The sequence below is a fragment of the Mucilaginibacter rivuli genome (assembly GCF_019391655.1).
GTDB classification, from domain to species: Bacteria; Bacteroidota; Bacteroidia; order Sphingobacteriales; family Sphingobacteriaceae; genus Mucilaginibacter; species Mucilaginibacter rivuli.
The window spans coordinates 436495-458549 of sequence record NZ_JAHXPQ010000001.1 but is presented as its reverse complement, the minus strand read 5'-3'; the positions used below and the strand labels follow the sequence as shown (position 1 = coordinate 458549).

Genomic DNA, 22055 nt, shown 5'->3' with positions numbered 1-22055 from the left:
GAGGGGTTTATTTTTATTGAATAACGCTCAAAAACTAAATTGTCAACTCTATGGGTGTCCATCCAAAGAGCTACCAAAAATGTTAGACCACAAAAAAGCCTTTAACTTTTCAGCTAAAGGCTTCATTTATTTGAGGTAGGCGGAATTGGACAAATCTCGAACTTTTTGGGAGATTTAAAATCAATCAAAGAGGCAAATATCATGTAGATGACTAAAAATTGTTGGGTATGATATTAACCTTTAATATATTCGAGGCTAACTTCCGGATATTGCATAAAGGTTTGCTTATCGCCACTATCACTGCTAATTATAGTAATAACGTTATCATTTTTTTGATACGCACGAATTTGAACGTAAACTAATTTAATGACGTTTTTAAATTCAAAAGTATAAACTAATTGCCTGTCCATATTCCAATACCTTTTGTTATCAATGACTGAGTACGGTACTTCTATATTGACCCAGTTATTGCTAAATTTCCCACTTTTATAGGAAATAAACAGCCTTAAATCGTTGCTGATTTTCTTGGTCAAAAGTCGAAATTCCACATCTTTTCGATCTTTCCCCCAAAATTCAGGATAACGAGAATAGGATGCGTTTCGTGTTTCATTAGGTGTCCACTCTAATTCGAAGGTACTATCAATATTGGTAGGTGCATTTTGTCCATCGTCTCTAACATGGAGATTACTTGAAAAGTATAGAAAATATTTATTCCAATCATGGGACGACCCGTTTAATAGTTTGACTATTTTGACCTTATAAAAAACGTCAGGATTTGCAACAAGCATTTTATAGGACACACTGTCTTTTGATTCTGAAGATATGCTGTCAAGAAGAGGGATTATTTTTGATACTATGGACACTTCCTGACCAGCAGTTATTATACTTGTTACGTCTTTTAGTACCTTTGAATAATTAAACTTATTGTCTTTGCGCGTTTTTACGGTAACTTCTACACTGTCTGCAGATAATCCCGAATAAACATAATTGCTTCCAACATTCATTTTCAAAAGCGAAACATAGTTTAAACTCTTAATTACCATTTTTTTGGCTTTAACTTGTGTTATTTTGTACCGGTTAATGGAAAAATATTTAGTGATGAAATTTTTATATTCTTGATTATACTCGCTTAACTCATCTGCGCTAATTGAATTGTCAATTTGGGGATTTTCAATATTATCACCATCTAATTTAAAAGTGATTTCACCGGCTCTGTATGATATTACGCCTTTTCCTAAGATGTTTGACTGAGGGTAATTTAATCGTAGCCATTGAGATTGTGAAAAGGCGTTGAAGCTAAGCATGATCAAAAGCACCAAAAGATGATTTTTTGTTTTCATGATGATTATTTTAAGTATTATGTATTATGCATTATGCTAATTTAGAAAAAACATTAACATATTAATAATAAGAATAATACGTAATTATAAAACGGTGATTTTGCTATACCCCTTTTGAACTTTTCTGTTTAGGTAAGAGGAACAGGCCAAATATCGAACTTTTTAGAGGATGTGAAAAGTGTTAAAAGTATCTTAAAATAATTTCAATTACTAAAAATCCAATGTTTACCCTTTATGAGCGTCAATGGGCTTGATATTCGATTTGAGCCTATTTAATAACTTATCAATCTTTTGCTTTTTCTTTTGTGATGATAATTTCAATTTTTAAACCTTTAACTGCTGACAAATATTTAAGCTTGTCATGAAAACTGTTTATAAATTCTGTAATGTCATTTTCGGACATCCTTTCAACATTAACTTTTTCCAGCTTATCTTTTTCAAGTAAGGCTGTTTCAACTCTGATTCTATTTGCCTGCTCGTTTTTTAATTCGACATCTGCAAATTTACTCATTGCATCAGCCTCTTTATTAATAACTTCAGCCATAAGATATCGTTCACCTAATTTACGTTTTTCATTCAGCCAAGGCAAAAAGAATTCAACGAATTTGCGCCAATTTGATTTGTCTTTAAGTGAGCTACCTTTTGGAACGCCCTGATACTTTTCCAAAGTAATATCAGTTTTTAGTTCGTTTGATTGTTCCATGGTTAAGCGTTGTCTATGGCTTTCACCCCTACAAGTTCAAAATTTACTCCTGAACCACCTTTCATTTTATAGAGCAAAGAAATATCTGATAAAATATCTGCAATATCACTATCATTGGCAGTTCCTCGATCCAATATTATCGAAATAGAATTGCTTTCGTTTCTTACGTTAACTAAATCGCCGCTCTCCTGTGTTATTTTATCAGCCAAACTATCCGCCCAATAAGTTCCCGAAATGCTACCCTGCATTAAGTTCTCATCTGTATCCATTTTAATTTTTGCTGTTTTGACTAATAAATCCAAATACTCAAATGTTTGGGGATCTTCAAGATTTATTCTAACGGTTGCTTTTTCCTTCTTATCGTCTTTAGATGATTTATTCTTATTGTTTTTCATGTTCCTTTTTCAACGAAATTATTATTGTCATCTCTAATACTAATATAGTAATTAAATTTGGGCGATAAACTTGTTATTTTCCATTATTTCCTATGTAATGTAGTATTCCTAAGACCACCATATAAATGGATTCTGCCTCATACCGCTTAAAGTCAACGTCTTGCCCAGCATGATGTGATTTCGAAGTTATCGTGGAGGTTGCCCTATTCACATTATCAATCCATGTCATGGTTTCACTATTAACATCTTTTAGCCAATTATAAGCAGTTTTTGATTTGGTTTGTTCTTTAATTGCCTTCAAACTATTGGTGAGCTTATCCATTGCATTTCTGCAATGCCCCACACATTTATTGTAATCGTGCGTATTAAAATATTTTTCCGCCAAATTAAACTCCTTAATAATCCCCTCGTACGCTTCCGTAATATTCGGGTGAAAAATAGGTAATTCAATCAAACGCAAATTGCGATACCCTAAAGACGGTAGCAATTTATCAATCCACTCTGAACGAGGGATATTCACTAAAATTTGAATCTTATCAACTTGAATACTTGTTGGCACGTAAAACTTCACGCCATTACCAACATCAGGAATATATTTTAAATAGCTTTGAATTGTAATTTCGACCGAAAACAACAAATCCCCTGACCTACTTTTTTCAATATGTTGAAGTGCATTTTCGTTTAATAGAAAAAGGGGAGAAAATGTCCGATCCGTCCCATTTCTACCTACAGACATATCTGTTTGCAAAAAGGTTTCGGACAAGAATTGCCCTGTACTTTGTAGCTTCAATTTCGTCGAAATTGACGGAATATCAAAACCATATCCTTCCTTTTCAGGCCGTAAAATAAATTGAATAGGTACTATAAGATATGCATTTAGATTATCATTACTGCCATTGATATTAGTCGGCGTAATCTTGACCGATTGCAATTTTGTCCCGATGTTAAAGCTTGCCTCACTCATGAAAAGTAGTTTCATGCAATGTATGAAATACTTTTATTTAATGATACTATCAACCAATAGTATAAGTTAGTTTGTGTAACATTAATTATAATAATCAAGAATATAATATGTCTACATTTATAAGATCAAATCTCGATAATTTATGAAACACTTTTTTTACAAAGGAAAAAACAACGTCCTGCAATCGAAAGATTTAGAGGAATTTGGTGAAAAAATAAAAATCGTAAAAAAGGACTTTTCTAAACTTTTGGAAAGTCGCAATCTTTCATTTCTTATTGGCTCCGGTTGTTCATTAGGGGCACATGGCATACCTACAATGATGAAATTAGCTGAAGGTTTTTTCGAACCAACTGAAGAAATTACATTGGCAATGTCTCCTAAATTAAGGGGGTTGATATTGTCTGATGAAAGCAAAAAATTATTAGGAGAATACAAAATCGCATTTAATCAAGACCCTTTTGTAAAAAATCTTGAAACGTTTTTAGGCACATTGTACAGTTTAAGGTTTTATCTCGAACAGATTAAAGATGACGTTCAATTAGTCAAAGTTGATATAGTAATAAATGAAACTAAGCATTTTATCCTCTATCAATGCCTAAATAAGGACAATGAAGGTAAAGACATAGATATTCAAAATAACTATAAAAGTTTTTATCGAAAACTTTCACTTAGAGATAGTAATTTACCAAAGCCGAACGTGTTTACCACGAATTACGATTTGTATTCTGAAAAAGCAATGGACGAATTAGGTATTACTTATACTAATGGATTTTCAGGTTTTATTGAACGGTATTTTAACCCTTCAATTTTTAACTATGCTTTGGCCGAGCAAATGGATGTAAGTTCATCAAAGTGGAATGTGATAGATAGTTATGTTTACCTATTCAAAATACATGGTTCGGTTAACTGGATAGAAGTAGAGGACAGTAATAAGTTATTTAGAATTAAAGAATTACAGGATTCTAAATTTGAGTTTTTGAAAGAGCAGACTAACTTGATGATTTACCCCTCTCCAATAAAGCAAAATGCAAGTTTGGGTACACCCTACACCGATTTATTTAGAGAATTTCAAAAACGGATAGCCCAAAATCAAAGTGTATTAGTAACAATGGGATACAGCTTTGCTGATGAACACATTAATAACTTGATATTTCAGGCATTAACAATACCAACTTTTAGATTGGTAATATTTTCAGATTTAGGCTACCATTCCGACGGTAAGCATATATCAACGAAAGCAAACATTGAAAAATTAAAAGCATTAAATGACCCAAGAATTTGGATTATAGGGAGTGATGATGAAACTAATTCACATCAGGTAACGATTGATCAGGAAGATACAACGGTTTTACCTACAACGACTTCCTTAGACGAGGAGACTTTCGAAAAGCCTGAAACCACAACAACTACGCCAGCGGGTAAATCAGAAAAGCACTTGCATTTTTTCAATACAATATGTGATGATTTGTTACCGGATTGGTCTGAAAATATTATAGAGGATCACAACGAACAAATATTAAATCTTATCAATTCCAAAAAGAGCAATTCCGAAGGAGCAACTAATGATTAGAGACGACAAACAACGGGTAATAGGTAAATTGGTAAATATTAACTCTGAAAAGTTTACCGTAGAATTACTCAATCAATCCATTAATTTTACTGTTAATGGATTTGATGACATATATCAATATGCTCAGATAAATGGCTATGTAATTCTGCCCTATCAGGACTTTTACATAGTTGCGGAAATTTTTGGCGTGCGAGAGAGGGATTCTGATACTAACTGGAGAGGCGTCAAAGAACAAGTACTGAGTAAGTCAAATTCTGTGAAGTATTTAGATATAACCCCTATAGGAACAATTCAAGGAAACAAATTTAAATATGGGGTATCTGTTTTCCCTACTTTATATTCAGATGTGCTTTATGTAAAAAAAGAAGAATTAGATATCGTTTTCGAGGTACTAAATGAAACTGTTGAAATTACGGTTGGAGAAGTTGAGGGCACCAAAATGAACTTATTGGATATCGGTACCTCAACGATTTTTCCGGACTATAAAGTGAAGATAGATATTAATAGTTTCTTTGGAGCACATTCTGCCATTCTTGGAAATACAGGTAGTGGTAAATCTTGCACTATAGCTTCAATGATGCAAAGTCTTTTGGTTAAAGAAGGATTTAGTGCCGTAGGAGCATCATTCATTTTTTTTGATGTTAATGGCGAATACCATAAAGCGTTTAGTCAAATTAAAAACCCCGATATTGAAATTAAATACTATTCATTAGATACTCAAAAGGATAAAGACAATTTTAATTATGGTGAAGATTGTGGTATTTGCGACAATATTTCATATGAGAAATTCACTTTACCACACTGGTTTTTAAATATTGATGAATGGGCTTTACTATTACAGGCGAGTGAAAAAACTCAAATGCCAATGTTGCGTTCAGCGTTGGGGTTCTCCCAAAACATGAATGACGTTTCAAAAAACCACATCTATGCAAGTAATATTATGTATGTTTTTGAAAATTGGGATTCACCCGTAGCAAAGCGACAAAGGATTCTTTCTTTAATTGGTAAAAGTAATTTTTCAGATGTAAATGTTGCTGGTTACAGTGCAAGATATGGAAACTTCGAATCGCCTGCCCAAGAAAATGCCTTTAAATCTGCAATTTCGGCAAACATCAAAATTGATGAATTTGTGTTTCCAAAATACAGTAACAATATGTTTGAGTTTTCAGCTTTGGAAGAACATATTGAAGATGCAATACTTTATGAAGAATATCATGGTAATAAACAAATCAGAGATTATTGCTCAAGTCTTGTAACAAGATATAAAAGTCTTAAAGAGCGTGAGGAGTTTCTCTTTTTAACAGCAAATAATGAAGATATTGATAAAAGTAAATTTATAGATGACTTATTGGGTATTAATCCCAATAAAACTAAAAAAACTCAAATTTCGATCATTGATCTAAACTCTGTCGAAGATGAAATAGTGGAGGTCATTTCTTGTGTGATTTCACGAATGATTTTTGAAAAGTTGAAAAAGATAGAACCTCGCAATACCTTTCCCATAAATATTGTTTTGGAAGAAGCACATCGCTATATTTCCAATGACCCTAAAAGCGTATTTGGAAGCGCAAATAAAATATTTGAAAGAATTGCAAAAGAAGGTCGAAAATATGGCTTGTTTCTATTGGCATCTTCCCAAAGACCAAGTGAACTTTCTCGCACAGTACTTTCACAATGCAGTAACTTTATTATTCATCGTATTCAGAACCCCGAGGATTTGTCCCAGATTAGACAAATGACGCCTCATATTTCTGCCGGTATTTTAAGTAGACTACCTTCAATACCAAGGCAACATGCTTTGGTATTTGGGCACGCCGTTCAAATTCCGACACTGTTTAAGGTAAATAATGCATACCCAACTCCGCATAGTAATGACAACGATGTTACTAAGAATTGGTTTATCCCAAAAACTGTTGAAGAAGATTTTAACGATATTTAATTATTATTTCGGAAAAGGACACCGTAGATGACAGAGAACCAGGAGAAATTAGCAGAGGAAATAATTAAGTACACACAAAAAAACTCCAACCACTGGTTGCATTTAGGAGGCTACTTAATAAGGAGAAATAACGACGGCGACAGGCGTTTAGACATATTCGTGGCGAAGGTAATACTTGATGAATTATACGAAATGAATTTGATGAAAAAAATGGACGAAAACTATAATTCAAAGTTGTCCGAAAGTGGCGAGAAATTCAAAAATTTTAAATTTTATAGAACGATAAAGTCGTTAAAAAAAGTCTCACATTACTTTTGGGATAAAGTATTTCCATTGTTAGTTCTTGGTGTCGCGGCCTCAATTCTTGGTGCTTATTTACTTAAATATTTTCAACTAAAATAAATTACCTAATTATTAGACTGCACATTATAAAAATCTTCATAACAAGTAATTTATATAAACTTCAATTACCCGTCTTCATTATTAAATAAGTATATATGTGATCGCTAACCTTCCCATGATATGTCGCAATTAAAATTCTTTCTGTTATGTATTGCCGTTCTTGTTGTAAGTGTGGCTACTCCCTTTTTATTTAACTACAATGATAAATTGGCTTTGAGTATTGCCTGTCTTGGTTCATTTGGAACTATTGCTACATTGTATGTCGCCTATGTAATTTTCATAACATACAATGCCCCAGCAGACATTCAAAAAAAGCGATTTGAATTAGTAGATAGTGCTTTAGCTTTTTTCATTACGAAACGATTTTTGATAATAACTGATAGAGAACATACCTTTTTCTCATATAACACCAAACAGCGGCTTGATAACTGCTTACAGGTACTGAATGAAGATAATTGTCAAACGCAGCCTGTAATCTTATCACTCGAAATACTTGAATATTTAATGGATTTTCAAAATCAATTGGAACACCATTATTTCCCATATGAATTGAAAATGCTGATTTTGTCCAACCTGCCACAAGGATTAGAATTTTTGGCTGAAAATGAATTTAGAGGAAAAATAAAAATTACATTTTCTTATGATACTGAAAAATATGGCTATCCTATAATGACAAACGGTGTTACCGACATACAAGGCTATATCAATTCTATAAATACTATCAGAGTAGCAATGATAAAATATCTCAATCAAAATGTCCCGTCAGAATATCAAATCATTGACGAAAAAATTTAATCGACAATTTATTTATGCTAAAAATTTGGCAACGTTTCCGCACTAAACCCTTTACTCTCCGTCCCGTCAATAAGCAGTTTCAAATAAATATTGTACTTCGGTAACGTGGCAAAATCGTTGTAGCTGAACACGGGGTAAAACTCCTTCTCCATTGTTTTTGCATCGGGCAAACCCAAGCGAAAGCAGATTATTGTACCAACGTTCCCGAGTACCGCGCTTTTAGTTTCAGGCTCCAACTGGTCAAGGTATTGGTGCGTGAGAAACAGCCCAACACCGAACTTCCTGATTTGTGAAAGCATGGTGGCGAACGTGGTGGAGATAAAACTATGCGCTTCGTCAATGTACAGATAAAATGGCTTGCGTTCGTGTATCGGCAGTATTGCCCGGCGCATGGCGGTCGCCTGAATAATGGTGATAAGGAAACTGCCCAACACCGTTGAAACATCCTCCCCAATAACTCCCTTCGACAAGTTGCACAGCACAATCTTGTTTTCTTTCATGCACTGCTCTATTGAGATACCCTCATTTTGCCCAAAAATGCCCCGTAAGGTATCGTTCGCGATCAACACGCCTACCTTGTTGAGAATGGGCAAAACGGTGCTGGCTTGCGTGCTTGCGTTATACAGATTGTATTCTCGCACCCAAAAGTTAATGATGTACTCGTCATTGATATGCCCCAACACCTTTGCCCTGAAATCCCTGTCAAGCAGCAGGGCATTTATATCCAAAAGCGTTGCGCCTGGGTATGAAAGCAGCGTGAGAATTGCGAACCGCAAGATGTATTCAAGCTTGTTCCCCCACGATTCCAAGAACAGCTTTTTGAATGTTGCGATTATTTCAGATGCTACCAACTGCCGTTGGCTTTCAGCGATATTATACAGCGGATTAAAGGCAGGAAGTGAGACCTTGTTAGTCGCATCGAAATACACCACGTCCTTTTTTCGGTATTCGGGAATGCGTTTCAGGATTGCCGTTACCGTATCAGAGTGCGGATCGAGTACACATATCCCCTGTCCCTTGATGATGTCGTCAAGCGCCATGTTAATAAGCAAATGCGACTTTCCCATACCCGTTTTGCCGAGGCAATATATGTGGTGCAATCTATCAGCGGGTTTAATTCCAAATAACTGATTATGATTTCGAAAGTTGGTTTTCGCTATTGGTGTAAATGGTTTCATTTCATACATGCAATAAGCGTAGCGAAACTGGGAATACTATAGTAGTACCCTCTTTTTCATGGTTTCGCGAATTTGTTGGTACTACCAATAGTCACCACTTATTGCCATTATTAGAATATGGAAGTTCCGCAAGATGAATTACTGGCCTTTATAGAGTTGTATCAAAAGGAGTATACCCGAACCCTCTCTACGGACGAGGCTACAGAAGAATTGGCAAAATTACGCCAGTTATACAAACTGGTATATCTTTCAGACATACTTCCTGAACGCCGTAATTCAGCACCGCATACCGCCAATCACTTATGATATACTGCAAAAGCTACACATAAGATTATCAGCTAATCGATTTTAGGTTCAAAAGAGGGGGCAAGCGGGAGTCTTATGTGTAGCAACCTAAGACGATTACCGCTTTCCCCTCTTTTGAATTTTGACATTGCCTATGAAAACAGAAACAACCGCACCATTGAGATACGGCGAGTACCTGCGCAAATCCACCGATGACAAGGAAAAGCAGGTGCTTTCGTTGGGAAGCCAGCGGGACGTGCTCGACAGGTTGCACACAAATCACAACCTCGCCGTCATTGAAACTATCGAAGAAAAGATGTCAGCAAAGCGACCCGGAAGACCGGGTTTTGGTCGTCTGATGACCTTGATAAAGCAAAGAAAAATAAACGGTATTGTTACGTGGGCACCCCATCGCCTAACACGAAACGTAAGCGACTTAGGAGAGATAATCAATCTTTTCGATATTGGCTTACTAAAAGAAATAGTGACTGAAAGTCATACCTTTCGGAACAATCCGATGGATATTTTCATGCTCGGATTTCACGGCTTGCAGGCTAAGCTTGAAAATGACAACAAGGCAATAGACGTGAAAGGCGGAATGGTCAAGTGCGCGAAAAACGGTATCTACCCTGCTTGCCCACCCTTGGGCTATTTGCCTGATAAATTCGGAATCAAGGGGGCAAGGAAACGACTTATCGACCCAATTAACTTTCCTATTGTTCGGCGCATGTGGGAACTGATGCTCATGGGAACACATACACCGTATCAAATTTTAACCATTGCAATTGAAGAGTGGGGGCTACGCACCCGAACAGGCAAGATACCGTCTCAATCAACCATTTATAAAATTTTTCATGATCCGTTCTATTACGGGGAGTTTGAATTTCCAAAAAAGAGCGGGATATTTTACCCAGGTCATCACAAACCAATGATTACAAAAGCAGAGTTCGATAGAGTGCAAAAAATGTTGCGAAAAAAGACCAATGCCCGACCTATCAAACATTACTTCACGTTTGGCGGGCGCTGTCTCCATTGCGGCGAGTGCGGTTGTACCATTGTCGGCATGGCTAAAACAAAGCGACAACAAAATGGCAACGTCCACCATTACGCCTACTATGGCTGTACCAAGAAAAGAGGGCCTTGCAAGCAAAAGCCATTGACTGAAAAAGAAATAATCCTCAATGTCGAAACAATACTCAGCCTTCTCACCATACCGCAATCGCTTCACGATTTTCTGATGCAATGGGTGCTTAAAGAGAATAATAAGCAATTTGAGGCGATAGACGGCATTTCCGATAGCAACAAAAAGGCATTGGATTTTAACGTCAAAAAGAAAGACGGCCTCATTGATATGCGAGCATCTGGCCTAATTACCGATGACGAATTTCAGGAAAGGAAAACGGATTTAGATAACGAGAACGCAAGACTGTCACAATTGGTCAAAGATGCCGATGATAATAAAGTTACATGGTTATCTACAGCGGACAAGTTATTTACGTTTGCCGAATTAGCGGCTACACGCTTCAAGGAAGCTTCTCCAGAACTCCAAAGGGGAATAATGATCAGTTTAGGCTGGAACCTCGCTATAACTGAAAAGGAGCTTGATTTATCAAAGGAAGATTGGATAGAACCCGTAAAACAGATAGCTAAAAAGCTAAATGAGGAACTATCAACGCTGGAACCTCTTTCACCCTTGGAAAATAAGAATAAAATTGAAAATTTGCTTGAAAGTCCCTTTATGTGCTCCCTACTACAGGACGTTAGGAACTCCTTTATCAAAAACCCTGATGCGAGGTGGTTTCCAATTACCGAAACATGGAAGCATGACAAGGAGCAGTTGATAGAATAATTTAAGCTTTATCCACACAATTGATTTTGGTTTTAACATTAGCTTAGGAAATTTCCTGAAACCATGAAAAAGAGTGTACTACAAATATTTGATACAATTGCTATTGTATTGATGTGAATTACAACCACCGACATTATCCAAATATGTTAAGAGTAATTCGCCAAAATCTGGGCTTGAACCAAAAACACGTCTCCAAGTTGTTAGGCCACAAGCGCTCCGCAATGCTCTCTGATTGGGAAAATGCCAAGGCTATGCCAAGTAGTATCAACCTTATGAAATTGTGCATCATCTACAATAAAACGCCTAAGCAGTTATACCCTGAATACTTTGAGAGATTAGCGGACAGGATCTACAATATGTTGTAGCCGTGGTTTGCAAACACCCTTTTTTTGAAAAAATCTAACGAACGAACGTATTTATAAAAAAATATTACGTTCGAACGTCAAAGGTGGATTATCAGCCTAATTTATGTTCCTTATGAAATCAATAAAAAGTTCCATCTACACCCCTGACGAGGTGCAACTGGCCCATAACCTGGCCAAATCGCTTGACGACCAAAAGTCGCTTGCATTCTACCTGTTCTGCACGAAGAAATACCCCAAGGACTATCTGCTCGGCGAACTCATCCACGTGATGGGACTGCCCGACCACAAGGTGTACACAACACGCGCCCGCCTTTTCACCAACATCGTTACCAACTCAATCTACAACACGCATGACCATACTCGGAATTAGCGTGGGGACGAATAGGACTGGTGTCTGCGTGATAAAGGACGGGGTACTGCTTGACCGAAACGTACACAACTTTCAGGTGGTGTGGTCGGACAACAAGTTACGCATCATCATCAACCGATACAAGCGCTACCTGCGGAAGCGGAAAGTGGAGGCTATCGTAGTTAAAATTCCACCCATTAGAAAGCACACCAAGGCGGTGTCTACGCTCATCGGCCGCATCGAGGCACTTGCAATCGAGCATAACTGCTCATTCAACCTCTTTACCAAGAAGGACATAAGCAACCTGCTTAATCTTCACTCCACAAGCTCTCTGTTTGAATATGCACGGCTTGTCTATCCCGAATTGACATCCTACTATCAAAAAGTTGCTGATGGCGACCAGCGGTACTACAAGAAGATGTTCGAGGCAATACTGGCTGCGCGTATTTATTACGAACGGACGGACAAGTCCTGCTTGTTTCCAAGTTAGGTATTAGTAAAAAAACAGAGCGAAATGCTCTGTTTTTTATATTCATTGCTGTTAATTGATAATGCTTTGGCAATCATTTTAGTCCAATAGCACTAAGAACCAATAGATCCTGTAAACTGATGCCGATCGAGAACATATTTTTAAATTTGTAGATGCCCTCATTAGAGATGCTAAGGGGTAAGTAAACAACAAAGCCCAATTTGTGCTGAGCTGTAGCTTTTCAATTAATTATCTAAGCAACCTTGATACGTGACCCATCATCGGATTTGCGTTGCCTCAGAATTATTTATAACCCATTTAAAATCATCTGATTTCCAAAACCTAATATCATCAATATTGTATTTTCCTTTTTCTTTTCCCATGTCTATGAAACAATATTCTCTCAAGCGTTTTTTTAAATCTTTATAATTATAATAATAAACAAGATTGAATCCTGTGTAATCATAAACCTTAATTGGCGAGTTTTTATTTTCTCTCGAACAAAACAGATAATTGCCATTGTAAAAATACATTTCACTATTTTCCTTTTTTAATAATTTATTTGTGTTGTTTTTTGTGATAACAAACACTATCATGTGCAATATATCTTTACTATATATTATTGAATCAATAAGTATTCGTGTATTAAGATCGAACTGCTCATCGGGTTTAAAAGGATGAAGATGTTTATTGAGCATCATTCTTAAAACACCGTCAATTTGCAAAGAATCCTTCGAATAATTTTTTTTGCTGACGTTTACGACATTTTTATATTGCATTGAGAGAGTTGAAGGTTGACTATTACAAGACACTGCAAAGCAAATACTGATAATAAAAAATAAATTTTTCATAGCTTTCTTATTGTTTTACCCATTTTCCGTTTTGAAGAACATATTTGCCCTCTTCTAATTGGGCAATATTATTGACGAATGTTGAAATGGAGTGCTCGGTCTTTGACGGATCTTCTGTGTATGAATTGCCATCCTTTTTACCTTGTTCGTCATCAAGCCCCTGTTGTTTGCCATCAGCTATTCTATTAAGCAGATCGTTAAGGTGTGTTTTGCCATGTTTCTTAGCATTGTGTGTAAATTGTTGTGTGTGTACACCGGCTATTGCTCTCAGTTGCGCAGCTTGTAATGGGTCAAAATCAAATTCACTTATTTTAAGACCATTGCAAAGTTCTGGATGCGCTACAGCATAATTAACTATCGCCTGCACAAAGCCCTTTGCGTAAGCACCTCCCATACTATGACTAACAATTTTAAGGCTTTCCGTAATGACTCCACCTGACCTGCTCAAACTTGTAATAATTGCTTCTGCATCATGGTCGCCTTGATTTTTACCTGCATTATATCTGTTACTTCCCGAAAGATTTCCCTCATTAACATCAGTAATTAGCGATACGGCGGTATTTACATACCCGCCCAAATTGCCATCATAATATCTTGATTTCAAATCATTAAAGTGCCATTGAACGTCCCAGTCGAATCTTTTCCCCGATTTTGAATCTAACCAATAGTTGGTATTTACACCACTTCCCGCCTGCCATCCATTAATAAATATCACTAAATGACCATTTGGATCAATAGCGTTGATTGGAGTATTCAATGCATAATTATACGGAGACCAGTTAAAATAAAGTTCAGCCTTGGGGTCTATATGCCCCCACCTTGCAATCACCGCATCATAGAATCTTGCGCCATAATCGTATTGGTTAGCAAGGTCAGTTTGCATCTCCTTTCCATTATAAAGATAACGGTTGTTGTTGGAATTATCGTATTTAGGGTTACGTAAACCAAAGGCATAATATTCATCTTCCTGTAACACGCCATTTTTATCAAAGCTTACACGATTATTACCCAAATGGTCTTTCAGGTTATATTGATAACTATAGTTCGCCCCGTTTGGCACTGCGCGCCCTTCCTCGGTTTGAATGAAACTTATCGCACTATTATGATAAACTATGCCACTGACATAATCCCATGTACCATCGCTGCCTGTATTTCTTACCTTCACTCCCGATGCTTCGTAGGTATACGTAGCTAAGGTTGCTGAACTTTGCGTTACTGTTTGCGGCAGGTTCAGTATGTTATAACTGATATTCTTGTTTGTGCCATCTGTCGTCGCGTTGCCGTTGCCGTCATAACTGTAACTTCTGAATGCGCTTCCGCTGTTGGTAACCGCGGTTAGCTGGTTGCCTGTATAAGTATAAGCCAATACCGCCGCGCTCGCTCCGCTTCTTGTTAACCCTAAAATGTTACCCATCTTATCATAACTGATGCCATTCTCTGTTAACAATGAGTTGGAATGGTCCGCTGCTGTCAGCCTGTTCAATGCATCGTAGGTGTATTTCATCTTACTGCCTGCAGCAGTATGGTCGGATGTGGTGTACATCTGTGCTATATTGCCGTTATACTGCGGTGTTGCACCTGTGCTAATATTGGTATTATAATCCAATGTCAGGCTAAATTTGCTATTGCTGCTATTCGTTAACCATCCACGTTCGTTATAGCTGTATGTTATATCCTGCAAAAAGTTCGAACCATTATCCGTACTGTGCAAATGCTTTTGATAAGCCTGCCCTGTTTCGTTCAGGTCAACCTGGCTTATCAGTGTCGCGCTTGCCGCACTGTTGATGTTCTCAAAGCTCTGGCGTTTGCGGCCCACGTGGTCGTAAACAAAGGTATTGGCAATGGTTACGGCAGGGCTGCTGACTGCTGTCGCTGTGTAATGGTTCCGTGTACTGGCCGTAACAGCATTGGTAAAGTCGTAAGTATTTACTATCTTATCATAATTACCTGTGTTAATCGTGCCACCTAAGTAATGTTGCGCGTAGGTACTGGTTACCCTGCCCTTGTCATCATAATAGTTCACAGTCCACAGCATATCGGTTGTGCCCAGCACGTTTATTTTCGTTGCTGTGGTCAGGCCCCTTGTCATTATGCAGTTCTCTGTATGGTGGTCGTAGGGCAAATTGGGAATATCGTAATTATCATAATAGCTTACTGATAATTTGGTAATGGCAGCTGTAGGCCAGGCTACGTTCGTATAATCACTTCCCGGTGCACGGCTCTCCCATAAGGTAGTGGCCGAGTTTACTGTAGTTCGCAGCGTTGTCAGGCTGTCTGTTGTTGACAGTATGCCACTTATCACCGTTCTGCCTAAAGCATCATACTTAGTGACGATCCACTGGTTATTCGTTCTTTGGTTGGCATCCTGTGTGGCGACAACCTGGTCAATTTTGTTGTACACCATGTACTCCCAACCCTTGCCCGGAATCTTTTTTTGTACAAGGCGGTCGCGTTCATCATAATGATAACCGTAGATCAAGTTGGTAAATATAGCATTGCTTTCGGAAAAAGTGGTAGCTGTTACCAGTGGAGGTACTACATAGCTTAGCAGGTTGTTGTCATTATAAATATAGTAAGTATTCAAACTGCTGGTATCGCTTTGCCATATTCTTTTTAAAACAACATGGCCGTCCATGTTCTTGAACTCTTCCGTCGTACCAATTTTCCCGCTTGTCCAGTTTTCATCCTTGGTAATGGTTTTGTATAATGTATTTGCCGCATAGCTTGCGCTTGCCGTTGCACCCGTGCTGTTCACCACCCACAGCAATACTTCGCTTGTTGCATTGGTACCATAATCCATCACTACCGTTCTGCCTGCCGTATCGGTGCGGCTGCTTGAAGGCCGCCATACCCTGCCAGGTGCACCCTGTTCCAACGGTCTGTTCAATGGCGATGGCTCAAATATAGTGACTGCGTACGGGCTGGTATTGCTACTGTAGTTTTGTGGTGTGCTTGGATTGTAAAAACTGTATTGTCCGCTGTTACTGTATCCGCTTGTCCCCGTTAATGCATCCGAACGGTAATTGCCAGATGTACCTGCATTGGTAGTATAAGGTAGGTACTTGATGGGTTCTCTTCCCAACGCGTCGTATGCCACCGGCTGTATTACATCTTTTGTGCCCTTGGGGTTGGCCTTTACCTGCACCGTCTGCAATGGCCTGCCCAAGCCATCAAGGTATTGTATTGTCTGGTTGACCTCGCATATGGTATGCGAGCCAAATGTACTTGCATCGGCGATGGGTATCCTCGGCACATAGGTGGCTACGTAGTTCATCGTGCTGCTCGGAATACCTAAAACGCCGCAGTTGAACAAAGATGATGGGACGATAGTTGCACTAAATGCACCTGTAAATCCTGCCGAAAACCCCGTGTCAAGCATAATGCTGTGGGTGGCGATTATGTTTCCCGTAGTATTGGCAGAACGCAGCGTCGTATCCGCTACCTGCGCATAGGCTGTCGATATACTGAATAGCAAACCTGCTACAACCAATAACCTCTTATGATATTTTTTGATCATGTTTTTCATGGCTATTGGTTTTGGTAATGGTAATCGGTATGTTTCAGTATCTTGCCGTCCTGGTCTTTTACGTTAATTAAACGCTGGAAGCTGTCATACTCGTAATATGTCGTCTGTCCCTTGCCACCTATCGCACTCGTCATGCCCACTAACAAGTCATAGGTATATGTCGTCATCTGCGCATCTGTAGGGTGTATGCGGATATCGTCATATCCCGATGCGGTTTGCATCGTGAACGATCCGGTAAACGCCTGTTCGCCTGAGAACAGCCACGCACCGCCACTTAAGTACCAGTAGCTGATGACATACGTACGGCTGTTGGGCAGTGTCCAGCTTACCGAGGCGCTGGTTGAATATTTCCTGCCCGTATGCGCCGTTCCGGTGGTTACACCGCTTGCCGTGCTTTCTTCAAAGCCCTCGTAATAAAACTCGGTGTTGGATGCGTTCTTGCATTCGGCAACTGGATATTCGTGGTTGTATCCCCATTGATAGGAGGTGGTGGGCCCTCCGTGGTTTTTCAATGAAGTGACATTCCCAAAGGCATCATACGAATTGAAAATCGTATAGGTTTGGACTGGGTTGCTGTTGGTTTGGTACTCTATTGAATCAGGCTTGAATTTACCTCCGGGCTTGTTGTAATTAGTCCGCTTCAGCGAAATGGGTGAGCTGTTCAGGGTAACCGACTCTTCAATGGGAATAGTGTAAATATGGTTGTCGATCATGTCCTGATACGTCCCTTGCGGATCATGCGCCGCCGCTACCATTTCATGGGGATAACGGGTTACAGACACCAAATTCTCCTGCTTGCTTGTTAGTTTGCTTACCTGCGTGGGCAGTAGGTTATAGATGTTGTCATAGCTTCGCTTTACCGTTGAAATAATCGGTGTAGTGCCGGTTTGATAATCCAGTGTCTTGGTGGAATCAAGCATCACCCAGCGTGAGTTTTGCGTGTATTTGTAGAGTTCGTATCCCGCAAACTCCATCCATATAGGAGGGCTGTAATGATCCGGGCCATCGAAATACCTGTTCGCTATGTAGGCTGGTATTGTAGTTCCAACGATTGAATTTACAGAGTAGTAATTGAATACCTGCTTGACTTTGGACAATATATCGCCTGAATGCTTGTAGTAATTCGTTTCCTTTTCATATCCGTTTAGATAGCCGGTATTAGAATATTTAAATCCCAGGTTAAAGGTCGCCGCTATCAAAGTTTTAGTTAACCCGTCCCTTTGATAATTAAATTGGTGCATTATCCCGCCGCCTTCGAAACTGTCACCACCCAGGCTTTCCGTTACCGTCCCATACTGAATAGTTGATTGCCCGTACTGGTATAAGGGATAGCAGGTGTTTGAGCTTAGGGTATACTTTCTGCAGAAATACAATTGGATGCCAGTCCTGTAGATGTAGTCCATCATTCTGATAAATATCGGGTCTTTGGGCTTTACGCCTGACGACACGCTTAGGCTGTCGATGTTGGAGTAATAGTATTTTTTAATGGTGTTATGGCCAAGTCCGTCACTGGTAACGATCTTATCTATCCGAACACCTCCGGTGGGTTTATTTACATTGCTTACCACCGCATCACCATTGGGGTATGTAATGTTGCTGGTTGCTTTAATGTTTGGGTATAGCACCTCGATATGGAGATAGTAATTAGTACTCAGTGAAAGCCCCGTAATATTTTGATTGATTTGTTGCCCCGCTTTCAATGTTTGCGAGAACATACTGGCATTATCAGATGTCCTGATTATTTGTACATTGACCAAATCGGCATCGGGATCAACGCTTGTATTCCCATCACCGTCTGCAAGAATCAACGTGCCAGCAAAAAGCTTGAGGAATGGCGGGTAATTATAAAGTATTTGAAAGTTAGCTGAATTGCGGGAAACAGGAACCGTGCTACCTGATGTTTGGTTGTTACCCAAGGTGGTTTTGCCTGGCGGTATGGTGTCCCTTGTAGGGTAATCATTCCCCTTGTAATAAAAGTTATCCAACCCGCCCGAAGGATATTGTATCGTTTTCAAAACGCCTTTTGCCGCGTATGCTGAATCTATCGAGCGATCGGCCGATGCAGTCGCATTGGAGGGGAAAATATGCGCCATTAAAGAATCCGTCTGAATGGGCAGGAAATTAAAGTTGTGCTTGCCATTTGCATAGCCAAAATAGTCCTGTGCAAAAGATGAACGTTGCGGCAACGCCTGAATGTCGTTATAAGTCAAGTGATACACCTGATCGGGCCCGTTTGAACCGCCCAAGTGGTGTATGCCAGTTAGGAACGGACGATGCACCAATGTGGTGTCAATAAGCAATTGCGGATTTTCGTAAGCGGTGCTCGCCGTGGCGGTAGTATAGTCAAACTTGTACCTGTCGATTAGTTTCGCACCTGTTTTTAATGTAACTGAATCTACCAGCTTATCATCAAGCAAGTCTTGTCTGCCTTTATAATAAAAATTCACTGTTGCGCTACCGCAGCTAATACTGGCTATTCGCTTCGTAGATAGGTAAACATAGCTGGTACAGAATGATGTTTGATTGGTTTGGCAAGAGGTTGACTCACCTATGTGATCTCCACCGTTTATTAGATTCCAAAGATCATCTGAACGTTGCGTAGTCTGTGTTACCCCAGTGATATGCTGCAGGTTCACGTCCTCGTAGTGGAAATTGCATCCATTTCCATCCTTGTTTATTGCACTGGAAAGATACCATGCGGTGGGAATAGGTGAACCTTGGATTGGGTTGCTGTCTCCGTAACAGAATGGCACAATGGTGCTTTGCTCGATGTCTTGGAAACTGTAAACGGTGCCATCAGGAGTAGTGATGGCAATCGTCGGGGTTGTGCCGCCGGAGTAATCGATTTTCAATCCCATGTAGGGGATGCATACGGGATGCATATTGCTGTCCAATATGAACTTGCCGCTGTACCCGTTGAAATTGAAATAGAACTCGTCGGGGTCTGAATCATATGTCGCTATCTGGGTAACGTTTTGGAGATACGTCAGCATGCTTTGGTCTAACGCGGTTCCGTCATTTGGCGGGTGGATGCGCGTGCTCAGTTCATCGGGGCGTCCGTTCACTGACCTGATTATCACGCCTCCAGAATTTAGCACCCAGCTCATGCCAACCCGCGAAGCGGCCTCATCAACCTTTACACCGTTGGTCGCATACTTGAGGCTTATGGGCATGCTGAAATCGTGGTCCTTCAGCTCGAACAAGGGAATGGAGAGTTGCAGCGTGCCCGTGTTCAGCCCTATTTCAGGCGAATTGTATTGAATGAGCGCATGGGCTTGCGGGGACGGCGGCAAAACGGCTGGCTGGTTGGGCTGCTGACCAAACACGTTTTGGGACAGTAGCAAAACAAGCAAGAAGACCGTTCCTAATTTTGGTATGGTAAGATATCTAAATAACATTTGTTGGCAGGTTGGAAGTGAGTAATGGTGTTATTTTTGAGTGGATCTTAATTTTTCCTCCAGCTTTTCAATGCGCTTGTTCTGCTCAATAAGATACAGGGTCAGCTCCTCGACCTTTTTGACGAGCGTCTTGTTCATTTCGCCCAAATCCAAGCCGTCCTTTTCCACCTTTTCCGCCGATGGCATGTCGGGTAAATGATGATTTTGGTCTATATATGTTTTAACTTCTGAAAGCGGCTTAAGCGTATATTTTGGGTGGAATACATAATCGGGCCAACTGGTAGCTTCCACTTTGACCTTTTTGGCGTACGTGATGCCGTCGGCTGCTATTCGAAACGTGATTTTGTTTTTTATCTGTGAATCAGTCAGTGTCTGGTTGCCCGTTCCTGTTGAGGCGATTGGCGCAAAATACATATCCCCGTAAATGTTCGAATAGATGACGCCCCCGCCGTTGTAATGGGTGTCATTATTTATATGCCAAGTCGTGTCAGACCTTGTGGCATTAAATCCCAAGTAGCTTGTTCCCCAGTTCAACCCTGCGCCGCTTGCATCGCCTATAGATGCTTTTGTGCACCCATCATCAACTTGGAGGAGTGATAAAGGATTATCGGCACCTATTCCAACATTACCGCTACTGGCCACACCAAAGAAATCATGGTCACTGTTGCGCACCCTTAATAAAGGTGCTCCAGTTACATATGGATCTACCGTGTAGATATCAAGAAGCGATTCCGCATGCACCCCCGTGCCCCGCGCAATTTTAACCCCATGGTAGACATCTATTGTTAACCCTATATTGTTACCAGCAAGCTCCCTATGTGTATTGATGAATGTTTGAGACGACGGCGATTGTATTTTTAGCCCGCCAGTACTGGCTACCGTAAAGGATGTATAGTGTGTCGAATCATAGCCAATCCTTAATTGTTCACTGATTTTTCTCAATTCCAAGCCTGCATCTGGAAAAAGACTCCCTATGCCAACGTTGCCGCTTGTTGGATAGGTGTTGGTAGTTTGCGCTTTCAAAGAAATGGTCACTGCGCACAGCGCAGCCAAAGGGATGAGTTTTCTCATATTTTTTAAATTAAGTAGGAAACAGTTTCAGATGACAGGGGGAAACGGTCATCATTTCAAACGATCGTTATCGTTTGAGAGACCCAAATATAGATTATTTATTTAATCCAAGAATTATAAAGATATTATTACGCACCGTCATGATATTATGCCTAAACACATAACTTTCCTCGCTGGTGATTGCTTATTAATAAACTAACGGGTTTGCATTGCATTCCAGCGATAAGAGAGGTATCAACTGTTCCTCAAAGGATGATTAACCCTTATTATACAAAGGCGCAAGCAGTTCAGAGACTGTAATGTCGAGCCCTGTCGCTATCTCATAGAGGTAATAATAGGAGGGATTTATATTGCCCGCCTCTAATCGCTGTATTGATTGCTGGTCTTTTCCAATGCTATGCGCCAACTTTAACTGTGAAATGTTCTTTCCAGAACGAATTTCACGTATTCGCGCGCCAAGCTTTTTGAGTAGTACTTCCTTTTCCATTGGAAGTATAAAAGAATAGGAAACAACTTACATGTTGTACAACGCATCAGTTGTATTTTTCATTTATGTTTTTTAGATTTGGCCTAACAAGTAACATAACCATCAATGCACTAAACCCT

18 protein-coding genes are annotated in these 22055 nt (G+C 39.5%); 8 read left to right on the top strand and 10 right to left on the bottom strand.

What is annotated here, in order from left to right:
• Positions 1-233: 233 nt before the first annotated feature.
• The 4 genes from KXQ82_RS02100 to KXQ82_RS02085 all read right to left on the bottom strand — a co-directional run bounded on the left by KXQ82_RS02100 (position 234) and on the right by KXQ82_RS02085 (position 3417).
• Positions 234-1340, bottom strand: a complete 1107-nt coding sequence (locus KXQ82_RS02100; protein ID WP_219486350.1) for a hypothetical protein — start codon at positions 1338-1340, stop codon at positions 234-236.
• Positions 1341-1623: 283 nt separating this feature from the next.
• A complete protein-coding gene (locus tag KXQ82_RS02095; protein WP_219486348.1) occupies positions 1624-2043 on the bottom strand; it encodes a hypothetical protein in 420 nt (139 codons plus the stop codon).
• Between the two features lie 2 nt (positions 2044-2045).
• Entirely contained in the window at positions 2046-2438 is a 393-nt protein-coding gene (locus KXQ82_RS02090; protein ID WP_219486347.1) for a hypothetical protein, read from the bottom strand.
• Positions 2439-2511: 73 nt separating this feature from the next.
• Positions 2512-3417, bottom strand: a complete 906-nt coding sequence (locus KXQ82_RS02085; protein WP_219486345.1) for a hypothetical protein — start codon at positions 3415-3417, stop codon at positions 2512-2514.
• A gap of 127 nt (positions 3418-3544) precedes the next feature.
• Between KXQ82_RS02085 and KXQ82_RS02080 the strand changes: the two genes are divergently transcribed.
• The 3 genes from KXQ82_RS02080 (at position 3545) to KXQ82_RS02070 (ending at position 8108) form a co-directional block, all read left to right on the top strand.
• Positions 3545-4972: an SIR2 family protein gene (locus tag KXQ82_RS02080; protein ID WP_219486343.1), complete on the top strand. Its 1428-nt coding sequence runs from the start codon at positions 3545-3547 to the stop codon at positions 4970-4972.
• Complete coding sequence (locus KXQ82_RS02075; RefSeq protein WP_219486342.1) at positions 4965-6911, top strand: ATP-binding protein; 1947 nt, start codon at positions 4965-4967, stop codon at positions 6909-6911. Before KXQ82_RS02080 ends, KXQ82_RS02075 begins: the two co-directional genes overlap by 8 nt.
• Positions 6912-7433: 522 nt before the next feature.
• Entirely contained in the window at positions 7434-8108 is a 675-nt protein-coding gene (locus KXQ82_RS02070) for a hypothetical protein (protein WP_219486339.1), read from the top strand.
• Positions 8109-8125: 17 nt separating this feature from the next.
• On the opposite strand, the gene KXQ82_RS02065 is transcribed toward KXQ82_RS02070, so the two are convergent.
• Positions 8126-9286 (bottom strand): type IV secretory system conjugative DNA transfer family protein, encoded by a 1161-nt coding sequence (locus KXQ82_RS02065; protein ID WP_219486338.1) that lies wholly within the window; start codon positions 9284-9286, stop codon positions 8126-8128.
• 117 nt (positions 9287-9403) lie between these two features.
• On the opposite strand from KXQ82_RS02065, the gene KXQ82_RS02060 reads away from it, so the two are divergent.
• From KXQ82_RS02060 to KXQ82_RS02040, 5 genes are all read left to right on the top strand, one after another.
• Positions 9404-9592, top strand: coding sequence for a hypothetical protein (locus tag KXQ82_RS02060; protein ID WP_219486336.1), 189 nt, complete (start codon positions 9404-9406; stop codon positions 9590-9592).
• A 133-nt stretch (positions 9593-9725) separates the two neighbouring features.
• The gene (locus KXQ82_RS02055; RefSeq protein WP_219486333.1) at positions 9726-11420 is read left to right on the top strand and encodes a recombinase family protein; all 1695 of its coding nucleotides are present in this window, start codon (positions 9726-9728) and stop codon (positions 11418-11420) included.
• A 143-nt stretch (positions 11421-11563) separates the two neighbouring features.
• Positions 11564-11785, top strand: a complete 222-nt coding sequence (locus KXQ82_RS19925; protein ID WP_219486331.1) for a helix-turn-helix domain-containing protein — start codon at positions 11564-11566, stop codon at positions 11783-11785.
• Between the two features lie 112 nt (positions 11786-11897).
• Positions 11898-12155 (top strand): hypothetical protein, encoded by a 258-nt coding sequence (locus KXQ82_RS02045; protein WP_219486330.1) that lies wholly within the window; start codon positions 11898-11900, stop codon positions 12153-12155.
• Positions 12136-12624: a hypothetical protein gene (locus KXQ82_RS02040; RefSeq protein WP_219486329.1), complete on the top strand. Its 489-nt coding sequence runs from the start codon at positions 12136-12138 to the stop codon at positions 12622-12624. Before KXQ82_RS02045 ends, KXQ82_RS02040 begins: the two co-directional genes overlap by 20 nt.
• Before the next feature lie 257 nt (positions 12625-12881).
• Here the strand turns inward: KXQ82_RS02040 and KXQ82_RS02035 are convergent, their stop codons facing one another.
• The 5 genes from KXQ82_RS02035 to KXQ82_RS02015 all read right to left on the bottom strand — a co-directional run bounded on the left by KXQ82_RS02035 (position 12882) and on the right by KXQ82_RS02015 (position 21936).
• Positions 12882-13454 carry a hypothetical protein gene (locus tag KXQ82_RS02035; protein ID WP_219486328.1) on the bottom strand — a complete coding sequence of 191 codons (573 nt, stop codon included), beginning with the start codon at positions 13452-13454 and terminating at the stop codon, positions 12882-12884.
• Positions 13455-13461: 7 nt separating this feature from the next.
• A complete protein-coding gene (locus KXQ82_RS02030; RefSeq protein WP_219486327.1) occupies positions 13462-16980 on the bottom strand; it encodes a DUF6443 domain-containing protein in 3519 nt (1172 codons plus the stop codon).
• 2 nt (positions 16981-16982) lie between these two features.
• On the bottom strand, positions 16983-20378 hold the full coding sequence (locus tag KXQ82_RS02025; RefSeq protein ID WP_219486326.1) for an RHS repeat domain-containing protein: 3396 nt from the start codon (positions 20376-20378) through the stop codon (positions 16983-16985).
• 30 nt (positions 20379-20408) lie between these two features.
• Positions 20409-21449, bottom strand: a complete 1041-nt coding sequence (locus tag KXQ82_RS02020) for a hypothetical protein (RefSeq protein ID WP_219486325.1) — start codon at positions 21447-21449, stop codon at positions 20409-20411.
• Positions 21450-21705: 256 nt separating this feature from the next.
• Positions 21706-21936: a helix-turn-helix domain-containing protein gene (locus tag KXQ82_RS02015; RefSeq protein ID WP_219486324.1), complete on the bottom strand. Its 231-nt coding sequence runs from the start codon at positions 21934-21936 to the stop codon at positions 21706-21708.
• Positions 21937-22055 lie beyond the last annotated feature (119 nt).